Source organism: Streptomyces sp. RLA123, assembly GCF_056270165.1.
Map to the genome: position 1 here is coordinate 1,651,150 of NZ_JBWDOR010000003.1, position 14,646 is coordinate 1,665,795.

Consider the following 14,646-nt stretch of genomic DNA (forward strand, 5'->3'; position numbering starts at 1 on the left):
GACTACCAGGTCCGGCTGGGGACACCATGGGCAAAGGGGTGCCTGTTGGAAGTACGGATTAGCGTGTCGGGCAGCGACGAAGTCGGCGAATTCATCAGGCTTCGGAACTGGCTGAGCGGGGAGCGGACGCTGACAGGTGCGGTTCGCGTGGTAGCGCGGCCTCCTGGCGACGGCGAGTTGGGCGGGGCGTTCGACCTTTTGGCGGTGACCCTCGGATCGGGTGGAGTTGGGGTCTCGCTGGCCCGGTCCCTGATCGTGTGGCTCCGGACCCGCCGTACAGATGTGACCATCACAGTCACGTCGCCGTCGGGTACCGTGAAGGTCGATGCGCAGCGGATCAAGGATTCTGCCGTCGTGGAATTGCTGGAACACGCTCTGCAGGACCGTGATGAGCATTGAGGTACCCGACTATTCACGGTCACGGGCGGTGCTCATCGGTGTCTCGGTATACTCGGATCCGTGGTTCCCGCCGCTACCAGCCGTGGCCAACAACCTTGTTGGTTTCCATGAGGTTCTGACAGACCCCCAATTGTGCGGCTGGCCCCGCGACCGAGTCACGGTACTCCTCGACCCCGTCGACGTCCGGCTTATCCTGCCGGACCTGCGCCGCCTTGCGATGGAGACCGAGGACACCCTCCTGTTCTACTTCGCCGGGCACGGGACAATATCGACAAGAGGCGACCTCTGCCTGATCCTGTCCGACACCCGAGCAGAGCACGAGGACATCAGCGGCCTGGATTTTAATTGTATTCGGGAGGTATTCCGCAATAGCGGCGCCAGCACGAAGATTGCGATCCTGGACTGCTGCTACTCTGGCCGAGTCATCGAAGCACTCGCCGCGGCGCCGGTCGCCGACGCCACGGACATTCGCGGTGCCTACATCATGACGGCCAGCGACGGCCCCGCGCACGTCGTTCCCTTCGCTGAGCAGAAGAACACCTACACCTCCTTCACCGCCGAGTTCCTCCAGCTGATACGACGAGGAATCGCTGGCGCCTCCTCCAGGCTGACGCTCGCGGAGATCTATCTCCATCTGCGGCAGAGCCTCAGATCGGTCGGGCTGCCTGCCCCCAACCAACGCGGCACGGACACCGCCGACCGGTTCGTCTTCACCCACAACGCCGCTGCAGGCATTCGGCCGAACGGTCCCAACGTGTCGTTCCTCGACGACGTGACAGCCGTTGCGGAGGCTGACGGCTCGCCATCTCAAGGATCCTCGGACTCGACTCCGGAGACCCAGCCACCCGGAAACGACGAGATGGATCCGAGCGCCGTCACGCCCGGACCGTCCCCCAATCCAAAGGGCCGGAAACGCTCCAGGAAACGCACGACATGGCCGCTCGTCGCGTCTGCCGCCGTAGCGGTCACCGCCATCGGCGTGCTCGCCTCATTTTATCCATGGTGGACCACAGACAACGGCCCGAGCAATCTCGCCAGAACAACCCCGTCCCTTTCATCCGGCCCTTCCACTTACGCGCCGCCTTCCCAACCGACCAACCGACTGCTCGCGGGCGAAACACTCCATGCCGGAGACAGCATCGCCTCGAACAACGGCCGATACAGACTGCTGCTGCGTCTAAGTGACGGCAATCTCATGCTGTTGGGGGACAGGGATACCGTCTGGCAATCCGGCCCCCAGCACGCGACCGTGCTGTGGAATCAGAATGACGGCAACCTCGTCCTGAAAAACAGCGCCGGGGACCCTGTCTGGGATTCGGCAACCGCCGGTGACACGGACTGCACCTTGACTGTCACCGACGATGGACACGTCGTGCTTCGCCGCGACGTCGACGGCGCCCTGCGCTGGAGCCGTCCCAAATAATTGCCCGAGGGCGCGCATCCACCTATGGCATGGCACGGCCTCGACCATTGGGCAACCCATGACGTGCCGATGCCGGTGACGAGGGTTTGAGGTGATCCCCGTGGTGTGGACACACCTGACAATGGATCTTGTCGATCCTGGAAGGTGTAGATCCACGTGGCACGACCCTCGAAGTACAGTGCGGAGTTCCGGTCCGACGCGATCGCGTTGTGGCGGGCTTCGGCCGGTAGGCGGACGTTCAAGGACGTCGCGGCCGATCTGAACGTCACCCCCGAGACGCTGCGGACCTGGGTGCGTGACGCCGACGGCCGTCCAGCCGCTGCCGGAGCGTCGCAGGACACCGAGGCCGAGCTGACCCGGCTGCGGGCGGAGAACGCGCGACTGGCCAGGGCGGAGAAGGAATGGCAGCTCGAGCGGGAGATCCTGCGCCGGCAGCGGCGTATTTCGCCCGGAAGATGAAGTGAAGACCACCGCTTGGGACTTCGTCTTTACCCACGCCGAGATGTTCGGCATCAAGCGGATATGCCGGGTACTGGAGATCTCCCGCTCGGGCTACTACCGGTGGATCGCCGGCGCCAAGGCGCGAGCGGAGCGGCAGGCCGCCGATGACGTGCTGGTCGCCGAGATCCGTGAGATCCACGCCGAACACCGTGGCAACTACGGCGCGCTGCGGGTCCATGCCGAACTGCGTGGGCGCAGACCACCGCCTTAAGGACCCGGAGCGGCGAGGCCGAACGCCCGGCTCGGCTCAGCCCAACGGGATCTCGAAGTCGACCACGGTCGTGTCGCCGCGCCTCACGATCGGGTGAGCCACCTCCACGATCCGGCCGTCCTTCGCCACATGTCGCCGGGTGTACCGGAGCACCGGGACGCCGGAGCCGATCTTCAATGTCTTGGCTTCGTACTCGGTCGGCATGCCGCAGGTGAAGGACTCCTTGACCAGGATGACCGCGATGCCGAGCGCGCCTAGTTGAGCCCTTGTACCGCCCGGCCAGGGCTCGTGGATCGGGTCCGCCACCGGGGTCCCCTCCACGTCCGCCCAGCGCAGGTACGACGTCGACATCTGGGTGGGCACGCTGTTGTCGTAGAAGACGAAGTGGCGGGCAAGCAGCTCCTCCGCCGGCTCGCACTCAAAAAGGGCCGCCAGCTCATGTGTGGCCTCCACGCGCTCGTACAGCTTGTCCAAGCGGTACTCGGACCAGCCGATGCCCTGATCTCGCGTGAAGGGCGTTGAGGGGACTCCGGCCCTGTTTCGGTACCGGTCAGCCGTCAGCCGGTGAATCGGAGGACGCTCCCGAACCCGGGTCCCGGCGCGGGCCCTCGTCTCGATCAGGCCCTCATTGCGAAGGAGCGCAAGAGCGTTGCGCACGGTGGTCTCGGAGACCTCGTACTCCTCCGCAAGCGCCGGGAGCGTCGGAATCCGATCGCCGATGCCGAACTCCCCTGAGGAGATGCGGTTTCGCAGGTCAGCAGCGATCCGCAGGTATCCCGGCCGTTCCACGCCCCACCACCAATCCGAGTGATCCCGCTTTCTGTGCACACATAATGACCCGCCGCGCTTGACCTTGGCCAACCCCACCCCTCAATCTGTACACAGATACTGCTTATCTGTTGCACAGAAAGTCATGAGGTCGGGGGACTTGCATGCCCGAAACAGGACGGTCCTGGACCCTGGAGTTCGAGGCGACGCCTGCTCAGGCGCCCTCGGTCCGCCAGTGGGTGGCCTTGCGCCTAAAGCACCCGGACGCCCCTCAGGTCGCCAACGAGCTGTTCGTCTCGGTCCTGGCCGCCGGGAGCCCAAAGGTCGAGATGACCCTGTCGACGGCGGGGGATCGCAACCGCATCACCGCGGTCGGCTCGATTCCGATGTCCGTCCTGCACAGCCACGGGCCCGGTTTCACCATCGTCAGCGGCCTCACGACCCTGTACGGCCTGAACACCGACGGCTGCGGGGTGTGGGCCCAGCTCACCACGGAGGACAAGACGTGAGCCCCATCACCGAAGTGACCGAGCAGCAGCGGGCGTACAACGCCCTGCTGGACCACCTGGTGCAGCATCCGGACTGTGTCCCGGGCTGCACCGAGGGCGACGCCCTCCGCCAAACCGAGCGGGAGGCGCGATGACCCGATGCGCGCGGGGCGAGCACGAGTTCCCGATCGAGGACGAGAGCGGCGCCTACTGCGAGGAGCACGGCGTGGCACTGGAGTGGACACGCCGATGGAGCACCCCCTCCCCCACCGAGAGAGACACCCATGGACAGCACGGCGGTCCCGTGGATCCGGGACCTGCATGGTCGGCCCAGCCGAGTCGTTGAGCCGTATCGATGCGAGTTGGAAGAGAATGCGTATGGACACAAACGTCCTTGGCCGGTTACGTCCTGACGGTGCGTGCAGAGCTGACCCCAACAGCAGGTGTCGCCCGGCTGACACCGCCGCCAGGGGTGCCAGACAGCCGAAGGGCCGCCCCTCGAGGACGGCACTCCGGCTGGGTGAGGGTTGGTGTTGTTCGCACCTCTGGCACTGGTGGGGGCCGATTCAGATGCGTCAGCCCGGCTGCCTTCGCGCGCTCCAGCGCGGTCGCGAGGTCCGGTGCCTCGGCCGCCAGAACGGTCAGCCCCTCGTGGAGGTAGCGGTAGGTGGTGGAGGCCGACAGGCCGTTGTCGCAGGCGAGTTGGGAATGGCGGGTGCCGTCGATGAACCAGCGCAGGACGAGCACCGCCTGGCGGAAGCAGCCCAGCGCACGCCTGCCCTTGCGGGTTCCGACCGCGATGCGGTGATCGCGCAGCAACCGGGCCAGGTGCTCGGCGGTGGACCGCTTCACATCGAGCACCGCGGTGTATGTGACACCGGTCGACACGTGAGGCCCCTCGGTCAGAACAATCCGTCGCAAGATCCTTCCTACCAGGGGCCTTACGCCTGACCGGACTTGAGGACCGCACGGGCGGCAGCGCAAGCTTCGCGATCACAGCGAGCGACGGGCGCTTACCGGGAAAGACTCACTGACGACCGGGACGCCTCCTGAGCAGCCGGTCCATGTGGCTCATGGCCTCGCGCTGCGTGTCCTGCACGACGTGCGTGTACACGTTCATGGTGATGCTGATCTGTGAGTGACCGAGGATCTCCATCACGACGCGGGGCGCGACTCCGGCCGCCGTGAGGAGGGGAGGCATGGTGAGCGGGGTCACCGGGCGGTCACACGTCCCGTGGTCGGCTTGCCGTGAGAGGCTGTTGACGGATTCGGCCGGGGGTTCAGGTCCCATGCCTCCACGGCGAAGTCGCTGCTGCCGGTGCCGGTCGTGCGGGCCTGCAGGCGCCAGGGCGCGTCGCCGAGCGGATAGAACCTGATCGTGAGGACCTGGCCGGTGGCGAGGTAGATCTCGGCGATCGAGCCGTCCACGATGACGCGGAGTTCGACGGGTGAGCCGGGGACCTTCGCGGCAGGGCAGGGGACGGCGTAGGTGCCCGTCCGTGCGCGCGGGTCCCATGAGGCGTGGCTTCGGTCGATGGTGAGCTGACCGGCGGTGGGGTCGAGGCCGATGTCGAGGTATTCGGTGCCGTCCGCGGAGGTGACCAGGCGCAGACCACACAAGCCGGTGGGGTCGGGGATCAGTACGGCGGTGAGGTCGAAGGTGCGGCTGACCTGCCCCAGGTCGACCGGCCCGGATCGGGTGACGTGTCCGGTGCGGTGCAGGACGCGTTCGCCGCGCAGGGCGAGCAGCTCGCGGGCGGGGCGCTGGCCGACCGTGCCGTCGTCGGCCAAAGTCAGTTCGCGCGGGAGGGTGAGGACTCCCGCCCAGCCCGCTTCGTGCGCCCAGGTGTCGTCGCGGGCCTCCCACGCCCAGCCCCACAGCAGCCAACGGTCTTCTTCGGGGGCCTTGAGCAGGGCGGGGGCGTAGAAGTCCGGGCCGTGGTCCAGCCGTGCAGGTGGCGCAGTTGCGGTGAAACGGGCTGACTCCTCGCGGCCGGTGTGCACCGTCACGTGGCTGGGACCGCCCTCCGGCGTCCAGTCGCTGACGATCAGGACACCGCGGTCACCGAAGGTGGCGTACTGGGGGCATTCCCAGCCCGCCGGGCCGTCGGCGGTGGTGGCTGGGCTGCCGGTGTGGAAGGGGGCGCGGTAATCCCAGTGCTCCAGGTCGTCCGATTCATAGAGCAGTGCCGCGCCGCGGCCGTCGGCGAGGGCCGCGCCGACGAGCATCCGCCAGTGGCCGTCCTGCCGCCAGACGTAGGGGTCCCGGTACATGGTGGTGTCGGCGGGCGGCTCCGGGATGAGGAGTTGGGGCCGCTTGGCCCAGGTGTGCCCGCCGTCGTGGGACTCGGCGGTGGTGACCGGCTGCCACCAGCGGCCCGTGCGGTTGGCGGAATAGAAGGCCACCAACCGGCCCTCGACGGAGATGGCGTTGCCGGAGTAGCAGCCGTCCGCGTCGTCACCACCGGGGGTGGGGGCGAGCGCGATCGGAAGCTCTTCCCAGGTGATCAGATCCGGGCTGCGGAAGTGACCCCAGTGCATGTTCGCGTGCTGCGGACCGTACGGGTTGTACTGGCAGAACACGTGGTACTGGCCGTCGTGGAAGACCAGCCCGTTGGGATCGTTGATCCAGTTGCGGGGCGGTCGCAGGTGTACGGCGGGCAGGTGGGGATCGATGGGCGGCGTAGGCACACGAAGCCTTTCAAAGGGTGCGCTGAAGCACAGCGTGGGGGCAGAGAAGAGAGTGGGAGGGCCGGCGGGGCAGGCGTGCGCCCCTGCGGTCAGCCTTGACTCCGCTGGAGGCGATGCTGTTGACGAAGGCCCGCTGGAACGCCACGAACAGCGTGAGCACCGGCACGGTGATCATCGAGGCGTAGGCCATGATCTGGCCCCAGGAGGGGTTGGACGAGCGAGCGCAGCAACGGCATCCGGCGGCGGTCCGGGCGTGCGGGCGCGGAGGATGCGGAGGCCATGTCAGTCCTTCTCCCGGGTGAGGAAGCGCTGGATCAGGGAGACCGCCAGCACCAGAACGAAGAAGACGAGGGAGATCGCGGACGCGTACCCGGTCTGCTGCTGCCCGTATCCGGTCTGAACGGCCTGGTAGACAACCGTGGTGGTGGAGTCCAGCGGCCCGCCTTGCGTCATCACGTTGATCTGCGCGAACAGGCTGAACGCGGCGATGGTGATGGTGATGAGCACGAAGTGCGCGTGGAGCGCAGGCCGGGCCAGGTCACGTAGCGGAAGCGGACCCAGCGGGTGGCGCCGTCGATGTCGGCGGCCTCGTACAGGTCCTGCGGGATGGTCTGCCGACATGCTCGATGGACACAGCAAGATCCGCGACGTGAGGTGCCAGTCGCTGCCGCAGGTCCTGGAACCGATCGGGCCAGCGGGGGTCGTAGTCACTGACCACGATCACGTGTGTCATGTCGGCAGTCTTGCAGGGTCACAAGGGCCTTTGGCAGTCATGGCGCGGGAACGGGCATGTGCGTTCAGACGTGGAACAGGAGCCGTTCGACGCCGGCCTTCAGCGCCGCTTCGTCCGCCCAGGGCGGGTTTGCGCCGGGGACGGAGCAGGTCTGGGCGGCGACGCAGGCAGCGAAGGCGCAGGCTTGGGTGACGTCTTCGAGGCTCAGCCCTTCGAGCCGGCCGCCGAGGTGGCCGAGGGCGGTGAGACGGTGCAGCAGACCTGCGGTGAAGGAGTCCCCGGCGCCGACAGTGTCGGCGACGTCGACGGCCGGGGCCGGGACGGTGACGCGGAGGCCGTCGAGGGAGGCGAGAGCGCCGCGTGAGCCGAGGGTGATGACGACGAGGCGCGCGCCGGCGGCGTGCCAGGTGTCGCACGCCTCTTCGGGGCCGACGCCGGGGAGGAGCAAGCCGAGGTCGTCCTCGCTGAGGCGGAGGATGTCGGCGAGGGCGCACCAGCGTGGGAGCCGTTCCCGGTAGGCGGAGGGCGGTACGAGCAGGGGGCGGACGTTGGGGTCGATGGACACGGTGACGTGTTCGCGTGCCTTGGCGAGGTGGTCCTCGATGCGGCTGCCGCCGGGTTGGCGTATCAGTGCCAGGGAGCCGGTGTGCAGGCAGACGGTGCCGTCGTGCGAGGTGCCGGCGAGTTCGTCGGCGGTCCACTGCCAGTCGGCGGCGCTGTCGGCGTAGAACGTGTAGGTGGCCTGGCCGGTCTCGTCGAGGGCGGCGACGGCGAGGGTGCTGGGCTCGGGGGCGGTCACGCTGCCGCTCAGGTCGACACCGGAGTCGCTGAGGCGGTTACGGAAGAGCGTGCCGAAGACGTCATGGGAGAGCCGCGCGAGGAAGCGGGTGGGGGTGCCGAGCCGGGCGAGGGCGACGGCGGTGTTGGCGGGGCCGCCTCCCGGCAGGACGCGCAGGGCGAGTTCCCCCGGGCCGGACAGGGCGGGGACGGTGAAGGCGTCCGCGACGCACTCACCGAGAACGGTGACACCGCTGGGTGACTCGAGTCGAGCCATGGTGACGGTCTGCCTCTCTGGGAAAGCGCGCGGAGCTGCCGCGATCCGCGCGTGGGTTTCGGCCGGTGCCCGGCGGGCCGGCGTACGTACGGGCGAAGGACACCGGGCGGTGGCCTGATGCAGCCCATGTCTAGGCATAGACATGCGGTGCGAAACGCCCGTAACTTCCTCGCAACCTAGCACTAACGCGCGTTATTAAAGCGCGAAACTGGAGGCAATGTCACGCCTCCGCCGGCCGAAGGGGACGGGAAGTGGCCACGGTAGGGACAAGCCGTGTGGCCATGAGCGAGGTGCGGGTGCCTTGCTGACCACGGTCTCCTTCGTCCTCAGAAAGGGACACCGAACATGGACTATCGCCATCTGGGCGGCAGCGGCATGCTGGTCAGCGCCATCACCTACGGGAACTGGGTCACCCACGGCTCGCAGGTCGACCAGGACACGGCCACGGCCTGTGTACGCGCCGCTCTCGACGCCGGCATCACCACCTTCGACACCGCTGACGTGTACGCGGAGACCCGGGCGGAGGAGGCACTGGGCGCCGCCCTCAAGGGCGTGCGCCGTGAGGGTGTCGAGATCTGCACCAAGGTGTACTTCCCGACCGGGCCGGGGAAGAACGACCGCGGTCTGTCCCGCAAGCACATCATGGAGTCGATCAACGGCTCGCTGCGCCGCCTGGGCACGGACTACGTGGACCTGTACCAGGCTCACCGCTACGACTACGCCACTCCGCTCGAGGAGACGATGGAGGCCCTCGCCGATGTCGTCCACGCGGGCAAGGCGCACTACATCGGCGTCTCGGCGTGGAAGCCGCAGGAGATCAGGGCCGCGGCGCAGCTGGCGCGGGAACTGAAGATCCGCCTGGTGTCCCACCAGCCGCAGTACTCCCTGCTGTGGCGCGTGATCGAGCCGGAGATCGTCCCGCTCTGCCAGGAGCTGGGCATCGGACAGATCGTGTGGTCCCCGCTCGCCCAGGGTGTGCTGACGAGCAAGTACAAGCCGGGGCAGCAACCGCCGTCCGGTACCCGCGCCACCGACACGAACGGCGGCAGCGACGCGGTGGCCGGATGGATGCGCGACGAGGTCCTGACCAGGGTCCAGGAGCTGGTTCCTCTCGCTGCTGAAGCAGGCATGTCCCTGACGACGCTGAGCCTGGCGTGGGTGCTGCGCAACACGAATGTCTCGGCGGCCATCGTCGGAGCGTCCCGGCCCGAGCAGGTCGTCGAGAACGCCAAGGCTGCGGGCGTCACGCTGGACGACGAACTGGTCAGGCGCGTGGACAAGATCCTCGATCCGGTCGTCGAGCGGGACCCCGAGCGCATCGACGTGTTCGTCGAGCGGCCGTGAGCCCGCAGCCGCCGGGGACACGGCGGCGAGTCCACAGCCATGCCGTTGCCCTGCGGGCCGCCCTCCCGAGGCGTCACCCAGCCTCCAGCGGCGGCACCGAGAAGGCGTCTCATTCCCATCCTTCTTCGTTACCCGGCGATGTATTGACATGGCGCATAAGGCGGCCGTAACTTCCCTGCAATGCAGTAGTAACGCGCGTTATTAAAGCGCGAAACCGGAGGGGTCTCGGCACACCTCCACCGACCGAAGGGGACTGAAAGTGGCCACCAACAAGACGCAGCGCGTGACCATGAGCGATGTGGCTCGCCGCGCGGGTGTCTCGCGGACCACGGTCTCCTTCGTCCTCAACGACAAGCCCGGCGCAACCATCCCTGACGAGACCCGTCGGCGGATCCTGGAGGCGATCGACGAGCTCGGCTACCGGCCCAACGCCGGGGCGCGGGCACTGGCCGCGAACCGCAGCGGATGGTTCGGGCTGATCACCGAGATCGTGACCGGCCCCTTCGCGGCCGAGGTGATCACGGGTGCGCAGAGCCGTGCCTGGGGCGATCGGAGGTTCCTGCTGATCGCCGCGAGCGAGGGCGACCCTGCCCAGGAAGCCGCCGCGCTCGACCAGATGCTGGAACACCGGGTGGAAGGGCTCCTGTACGCCACGACCTGGCACCGGGCCGTCAGTCTCCCCAAGGTCGTCCGCGAGGTGCCGACCGTCCTCATCAACTGCTATGACGAGGAAGGAGAGCTGCCGTGCATCCTGCCCGACGAGGAGTCGGGCGGATACAAGGCGACCCGCAGGCTCCTGGACGCCGGTCACACCCGCATCGGGTTCATCAACCTCGACCCGGCGATCCCGGCCGCCATCGGCAGGCGCGACGGGTACGAACGTGCCCTGCGCGAGGCCGGGATCACCCCCGACCCCTCCCTCGTCCTCCCCGGCTGGGCCACCGCCGACGGCGCCTACACCGCCGCCTGCAATCTGCTGGACCGCCCGGCCGCCGACCGGCCGACCGCGCTGTTCTGCGGAAACGACCGGATGGCGATGGGCGCGTACGACGCGATCAAGGAACGTGGACTGCGCATCCCGCACGACGTGGCCGTGGTGGGGTTCGACAACCAGGAACTCATCGCCGCCTATCTGCGGCCGAAGCTGACAACGCTCGCCCTGCCCTTCGAAGCCATGGGCACCAAGGGCGTCGACATGCTCGCCGCTCTCGCAGCGGGGCAGCCGCTCGACACCCACCGGGTGACGATCGACTGCCCGCTGCTCGAACGCTCGTCGGTCTGACCGCTAATCAGCCCGCCGAGAATCCCATCCCGTCTTCGTCCTGTGTGTTGAAGAGAGGAAAAGAGTCTCCATTATGGCACCCTCCCGCATACCTTCACGGCGGCCGCAAGCCGTCCTCAGAGCGGTCACCGCCACCGCCGCTGCGGCCCTGGTCCTGTCCGCCTGTACGGGTGGCTCGGGCACCGCCGGCGCCGGTGACACCTCCGGCAACCAGCTGCTCACCATCCCGCGCGAGGATCTGGCGACGTTCACGCGCAACTTCAACCCGCTCTCCCCGCAGGCCGCCCCCATGACCCTCCAGGCGGTCTACGAGCCGCTTGCGGTACACAGCATGGCCGACGCCAAGGACACGCCGTGGCTGGCCACCAAGTGGGAGAAGGCCAAGGACGGCAAGTCCCTCACCTTCACGCTGCGCGACGGCGTCAAGTGGTCGGACGGCCAGGCGCTCACCGCCGACGACGTCGTCTACACCTTCGAGCTCCAGAAGAAGGTGCTCGGTGGCTTCGACTACCTCGACAAGGTCACCGCGGTCGACGCCCACACGGTGACGTTCTCCTTCAACAAGGCGTTCTCGACCGCCTTCTACGAGATCAGCGGCCACTACATCCTGCCGAAGCACATCTGGTCCAAGGTGAAGGACCCGGCGAAGTTCACCAACCCGAACCCGGTCGGCACCGGCCCGTACACCAAGATCGAGAAGTTCCAGAGCCAGTCGTACGAGCTGCGCAAGAACCCCGACTACTGGCAGCCGGGCAAGCAGCAGATCGCCGGCATCCAGATGCTCGCCTTCTCCGGCAACGACAGCGCCAACATCGCCTTCACCAACGGCGAGGTGGACTGGACGCAGTCGTTCATCCCGGACATCGAGAAGTCCTTCGTCGCCAAGGACAAGAAGCACAACCACTACTGGTTCCCGGCCACCGGCGCCATGATCAACTGGCAGCTGAACACCACCAAGGCGCCGTTCAACGACCCGGCCGCGCGCAAGGCGCTCAGCATGGCCGTCGACCGCGACCAGATCACCAAGGTCGCCATGAACGGCTACGCCGAACCCGCCGACTGCACGGGCCTGGCCCACACCTACGACAAGTGGCGTGACACGTCGCTGGCCGCCTCCTGCACCTGGACGAAGTACGACACCGACGCGGCAGCCAAGGCCCTGGATGCGGCCGGCTACAAGGAGAGCGGCGGCAAGCGGAAGCTGAAGAACGGCAAGGACTTCACCCTCGACATCTCCGTCGGCTCCGCCTCCTCCGACTGGATCTCGGTCGCCAACATCATCAAGCAGGACCTCGCGAAGGTCGGCATCACCGCCACCGTGAAGACGCCCGACTGGTCGGCGGTCTCGTCCTCGTACAACACCGGCACCTTCGACACCGGCATCGTGTGGAGCAACAACGGCGCCACCCCGTACGAGTACTACCGCGGCGTGATGTCGACCAAGATGGTGCAGCCGGTCGGCAAGCAGGCCACGGAGAACTACCACCGCTTCGGCGACAAGAAGGCCGACAAGCTCATCGACGCCTTCGCCGCCGTCACGGACGAGAAGACGCAGCGCGAGCAGACGAACGGCCTGCAGGAGCTGTACAACGAGGACGCGCCCGTCGTCCCGCTGTTCACCGGCCCCGAGTGGGGCGCGTACACGGACGCCCGCTTCACCGGCTGGCCCACCGAAGAGAACCCGTACGCCACCCTCGGCAACCGCAACGGCAGCACGATCCTCGTGCTCACCTCGCTGAAGCCCGTCAAGAGCTGACGCACGGATCGGCGGCCGTCCTCCTCCCCGGACGGCCGCTCCCCACCGCACCCCCGCACCCCCTACGACAGGAGCACGACCCGTGCGTCTCATCCTGCGCAACCTGGGGTTCTATCTGCTCGCCTTCTGGGCCTCCCTCACCCTGAACTTCGTGCTCCCGCGCTTCATGCCGGGCGACCCGGTCTCCCGGATGTTCGCGCAGGCCCAGGGCACGATGCAGCCCGACCAGATAGCCCAGTTGCGGAAACTCTTCGGCCTGGACCACCGCCCCCTGTGGGAGCAGTACCTCAGCTACGTCAAGAGCGTCTTCACCGGCGACCTCGGCATCTCCATCTCCCGCTTCCCGACCCCGGTCTCCGACGTGATCGGCTCGCAGATCGGCTGGACCCTGCTCCTCGGCGGTGTCGCTCTCGTCATCGCGGCCGTGCTCGGCAACCTGCTCGGCATCGTCGCCGCCTGGCGGCGCGGCGGCGTCCTCGACTCCGCCTTCCCGCCCCTGCTGATCTTCGTCGGCTCGTTCCCCTACTTCTGGCTGGCCATGGGCGCGCTGTACCTGTTCGGGGTGAGCCTCGGCTGGTTCCCCATGCGGCACGCCTACGACGTCGGACTGACCCCCGGCTTCAACGGCGAATTCCTCTCCAACGTCGCCACCCACCTGGTGCTGCCCGCACTGACCATCGTGCTGGTCTCCATCGGCGGCTGGATGCTCGGCATGCGCAACACCATGATCGCCACAGCGGCCGAGGACTACATCACCATGGCCGAGGCCAAGGGGCTCAGCCCCTCGCGGATCATGTTCCGCTACGCCGCCCGCAACGCGCTGCTCCCCTCCGTCACCAACTTCGGCATGGCGCTCGGCTTCGTCGTCGGCGGCGCGCTGCTCACCGAGGTCGTGTTCGCCTACCCCGGCATCGGCTACCAGCTGCTGATGGCCGTCCAGGGCCTGGACTACCCACTGATGCAGGGCATCTTCCTGACGATCACGGCCGCAGTGCTGATCGCGAACTTCCTCGTCGACCTCGTCTACGTCCGCCTCGACCCGCGCGTCCGCGTCCGCTGAGGAGGCTGCCGACATGACCGCCATCGAAATCGCCACGGCGACCGCGCCGACGGCCTCCGCGCGCGCTTCCCGCCGGCGCGGACTGCTGCGCCAGCTCATCGACAGCAAGAAGGCGCTGACCGGGCTGATCCTGCTCGCTCTCTTCGCACTGCTGGCCCTGCTCGCACCCGTCCTCGCACCCGGCGACCCGTCGCTCATCAACTCCACGGGCAGCCAGGCCCCCTCGGCCGCACACTGGCTCGGTACGACCGCCAAGGGTCAGGATGTGCTCGCCCTCACCCTGTGGGGGGCGCGCAGTTCGCTCTTCGTCGGGTTCACCGTGGGGCTCGTGGCGACAGGCGTCGCCATCGTCGTCGGCCTCGCCGCCGCGTACTTCGACCGCGTCGTGGACGACGCGCTGACCCTGGTCACCAACATCTTCCTGCTGCTGCCTGGCCTGCCGCTGCTCATCATCCTGGCCGCGTTCCTGCCGCCCGGGACCTCCACCGTGATCCTGGTCCTCGTCGTCACCGGCTGGGCGGGCTCGGCCCGGGTCCTGCGCGCGCAGGCCAAGTCGATCCGCGGCAAGGACTTCGTGGCCGCCGCCGTCGTCACCGGAGAACGCCCCCTGCGGATCATGTTCCGCGAGATCCTGCCCAACATGGCGTCCGTGGTGATGACCACGCTGCTCGGCTGCGTGATCTTCGGCATCGGCGCCCAGGCCGGCCTGGAGTTCCTCGGCCTCGGCGACAGCAGCGTCGTCAGCTGGGGCACCAACCTGTACTGGGCCAGCAACGACGGCGCGCTGATGACCGGCACGTGGTGGGCCTTCGTCCCCTCCGGACTATGCATCGCGCTCGTCGCCTTCGCGCTCGCGCTGGTCAACTACGCGGTCGACGAGATCACCAACCCAAGGCTGCGCAACCGCCGTGCCCGCCGTGAGAGGAGGGGCTGAGC

17 protein-coding genes and 2 pseudogenes are annotated in these 14,646 nt (G+C 67.7%); 11 read left to right on the forward strand and 8 right to left on the reverse strand.

Annotation, left to right across the window (positions count from 1 at the left end; all coding sequences use genetic code 11):
• Positions 1 to 63 precede the first annotated feature (63 nt).
• From RV983_RS07435 to RV983_RS07450, 4 genes are all read left to right on the forward strand, one after another.
• Positions 64 to 399, forward strand: a complete 336-nt coding sequence (locus tag RV983_RS07435; RefSeq protein ID WP_475984992.1) for an effector-associated constant component EACC1 — start codon at positions 64 to 66, stop codon at positions 397 to 399.
• Positions 389 to 1,822, forward strand: coding sequence for a caspase, EACC1-associated type (locus tag RV983_RS07440; RefSeq protein ID WP_475984993.1), 1,434 nt, complete (start codon positions 389 to 391; stop codon positions 1,820 to 1,822). Before RV983_RS07435 ends, RV983_RS07440 begins: the two co-directional genes overlap by 11 nt.
• Positions 1,823 to 1,978: 156 nt before the next feature.
• Positions 1,979 to 2,281, forward strand: coding sequence for a transposase (locus RV983_RS07445; protein ID WP_475984994.1), 303 nt, complete (start codon positions 1,979 to 1,981; stop codon positions 2,279 to 2,281).
• Between the two features lies 1 nt (position 2,282).
• Positions 2,283 to 2,534, forward strand: coding sequence for an IS3 family transposase (locus tag RV983_RS07450; RefSeq protein WP_475984995.1), 252 nt, complete (start codon positions 2,283 to 2,285; stop codon positions 2,532 to 2,534).
• Positions 2,535 to 2,570: 36 nt separating this feature from the next.
• Here the strand turns inward: RV983_RS07450 and RV983_RS07455 are convergent, their stop codons facing one another.
• Positions 2,571 to 3,395: a GntR family transcriptional regulator gene (locus tag RV983_RS07455; RefSeq protein WP_475984996.1), complete on the reverse strand. Its 825-nt coding sequence runs from the start codon at positions 3,393 to 3,395 to the stop codon at positions 2,571 to 2,573.
• Between the two features lie 71 nt (positions 3,396 to 3,466).
• Here RV983_RS07455 and RV983_RS07460 point away from each other — a divergent pair, with 71 nt between their 5' ends.
• Together RV983_RS07460 and RV983_RS07465 are read left to right on the forward strand one after the other, a co-directional pair.
• Positions 3,467 to 3,811 (forward strand): hypothetical protein, encoded by a 345-nt coding sequence (locus RV983_RS07460; protein ID WP_475984997.1) that lies wholly within the window; start codon positions 3,467 to 3,469, stop codon positions 3,809 to 3,811.
• Positions 3,808 to 3,945 carry a hypothetical protein gene (locus RV983_RS07465; RefSeq protein WP_475984998.1) on the forward strand — a complete coding sequence of 46 codons (138 nt, stop codon included), beginning with the start codon at positions 3,808 to 3,810 and terminating at the stop codon, positions 3,943 to 3,945. Before RV983_RS07460 ends, RV983_RS07465 begins: the two co-directional genes overlap by 4 nt.
• Positions 3,946 to 4,264: 319 nt before the next feature.
• On the opposite strand, the pseudogene RV983_RS07470 reads toward RV983_RS07465, so the two are convergent.
• The 7 genes and pseudogenes from RV983_RS07470 to RV983_RS07500 form a co-directional block, all read right to left on the reverse strand.
• Positions 4,265 to 4,678 (reverse strand): annotated as a pseudogene (locus tag RV983_RS07470) (IS5/IS1182 family transposase); the annotation flags it as partial.
• 139 nt (positions 4,679 to 4,817) lie between these two features.
• A pseudogene (locus tag RV983_RS07475) lies at positions 4,818 to 4,982 on the reverse strand (site-specific integrase); the annotation flags it as partial.
• A gap of 20 nt (positions 4,983 to 5,002) precedes the next feature.
• On the reverse strand, positions 5,003 to 6,481 hold the full coding sequence (locus tag RV983_RS07480) for a glycoside hydrolase family 32 protein (protein ID WP_475984999.1): 1,479 nt from the start codon (positions 6,479 to 6,481) through the stop codon (positions 5,003 to 5,005).
• Positions 6,482 to 6,491: 10 nt separating this feature from the next.
• Positions 6,492 to 6,671: a hypothetical protein gene (locus RV983_RS07485; protein WP_475985000.1), complete on the reverse strand. Its 180-nt coding sequence runs from the start codon at positions 6,669 to 6,671 to the stop codon at positions 6,492 to 6,494.
• Between the two features lie 92 nt (positions 6,672 to 6,763).
• Entirely contained in the window at positions 6,764 to 6,988 is a 225-nt protein-coding gene (locus RV983_RS07490) for a carbohydrate ABC transporter permease (RefSeq protein WP_475985001.1), read from the reverse strand.
• A gap of 31 nt (positions 6,989 to 7,019) precedes the next feature.
• Entirely contained in the window at positions 7,020 to 7,214 is a 195-nt protein-coding gene (locus tag RV983_RS07495; RefSeq protein ID WP_475985002.1) for a GrpB family protein, read from the reverse strand.
• Between the two features lie 64 nt (positions 7,215 to 7,278).
• The gene (locus tag RV983_RS07500) at positions 7,279 to 8,268 is read right to left on the reverse strand and encodes a carbohydrate kinase family protein (protein WP_475985003.1); all 990 of its coding nucleotides are present in this window, start codon (positions 8,266 to 8,268) and stop codon (positions 7,279 to 7,281) included.
• A gap of 345 nt (positions 8,269 to 8,613) precedes the next feature.
• Here RV983_RS07500 and RV983_RS07505 point away from each other — a divergent pair, with 345 nt between their 5' ends.
• From RV983_RS07505 to RV983_RS07525, 5 genes are all read left to right on the forward strand, one after another.
• Positions 8,614 to 9,612 carry an aldo/keto reductase family protein gene (locus RV983_RS07505; protein WP_475985004.1) on the forward strand — a complete coding sequence of 333 codons (999 nt, stop codon included), beginning with the start codon at positions 8,614 to 8,616 and terminating at the stop codon, positions 9,610 to 9,612.
• Between the two features lie 259 nt (positions 9,613 to 9,871).
• Entirely contained in the window at positions 9,872 to 10,894 is a 1,023-nt protein-coding gene (locus RV983_RS07510) for a LacI family DNA-binding transcriptional regulator (RefSeq protein ID WP_475985005.1), read from the forward strand.
• Between the two features lie 73 nt (positions 10,895 to 10,967).
• On the forward strand, positions 10,968 to 12,650 hold the full coding sequence (locus RV983_RS07515; protein ID WP_475985006.1) for an ABC transporter substrate-binding protein: 1,683 nt from the start codon (positions 10,968 to 10,970) through the stop codon (positions 12,648 to 12,650).
• Between the two features lie 82 nt (positions 12,651 to 12,732).
• On the forward strand, positions 12,733 to 13,710 hold the full coding sequence (locus RV983_RS07520) for an ABC transporter permease (protein WP_475985007.1): 978 nt from the start codon (positions 12,733 to 12,735) through the stop codon (positions 13,708 to 13,710).
• 13 nt (positions 13,711 to 13,723) lie between these two features.
• The gene (locus RV983_RS07525; protein ID WP_475985008.1) at positions 13,724 to 14,644 is read left to right on the forward strand and encodes an ABC transporter permease; all 921 of its coding nucleotides are present in this window, start codon (positions 13,724 to 13,726) and stop codon (positions 14,642 to 14,644) included.
• The last annotated feature ends 2 nt before the right edge of the window (positions 14,645 to 14,646 follow it).